Raw genomic sequence first — 1,043 nt, forward strand, 5'->3', positions numbered from 1 at the left:
AGATTCGGGCCGCAGAGGACCCAGAGTTTGAGACCTTCTACACCAAGAACATCTTGCTGAACGAAGGCATTCGGGCATGGATGGCCCCGACCGACCAGCCCCATGAGAAGTTTGTATTCCCCGAAGAAGTGTTGCCCCGTGGTAATGCCCTGTAGGGACTTAACAACTGTCAGCTTGAATCAGTCGATTCAGATAGTTCACAAGGAGAGGTGCTCAGCGCCTCTCTTTTTCTATCGGTCTTTCTCTCATGGGTCAAACCCTTGCCATGGGTTTGGTAAAATGCCTCGAAAGTTCGCCGGAGATAGGGTATCTACGCTACTGCTTTTGCCTACTCTGACTTTGAGTCTGAGACCCGCTTGCCTCTAGCCTCTGCTCAGGAAGTGATAAACGCGCGCTCCCTAAAGCGCAATACCCTGACTGAAAGACCTAAATCATCGCCCCAGAGTCAAACAAGTGCTCCTAGCGAAGAGAAGAGTAACGCTGACTCAGCCCACGCGCTCTCCCTGCAACCAGATAACTGCTTATAGAGAAGCCTTTGTCAGGTGACAAGCCTTTTCATCTGTTTAGTCAACAGGTCTGTAAACCAATGGTCCATGACCAAGATAGGCTATGCACCGCTGCTTGCCATTGAGAAAGAACGCTTTTGTCTGTCTGTATAACGAATGACAAGATCAGATTAAGAGAGTTGGAAACCCTCCAGCCCCTTCCTATTAACGAATTTGCAACACTATCTTTGCCGTACCGAGCGCTGCTCACACCCACAGGTGCAGCATCACGGGGAAATCTTTGTCCAAAGAAAAATTTTGTCCCGCTAGGACTTCCGCTTTCCTGAAGTGTTAAAACCCTTATTCACAAAGAGTTTCAACACCCGTCGAAGACATCAGCCAAAAGTGTTGACACTACCGAGAATCCACCCTATATTGATAAAGCGCCTGAGAAAAGCGGCTCAAATGCGTCGCTCACCGAGGGTTAGCAGCGAACCTCGACAACTACATAGTCTAGAAACAAAGCCAAGGTTCCTGTCAAGGATTAAATTGGTTTAA

At 48.5% G+C, this 1,043-nt stretch carries 1 pseudogene; it reads left to right on the forward strand.

Annotated elements, in window-relative coordinates:
- A pseudogene (locus tag ACQ4N7_RS30315) lies at positions 1 to 155 on the forward strand (photosystem II D2 protein (photosystem q(a) protein)); the annotation flags it as partial.
- Positions 156 to 1,043 lie beyond the last annotated feature (888 nt).

The organism is Nodosilinea sp. AN01ver1 (genome assembly GCF_050565655.1).
Lineage (GTDB): Bacteria > Cyanobacteriota > Cyanobacteriia > Phormidesmidales > Phormidesmidaceae > Nodosilinea.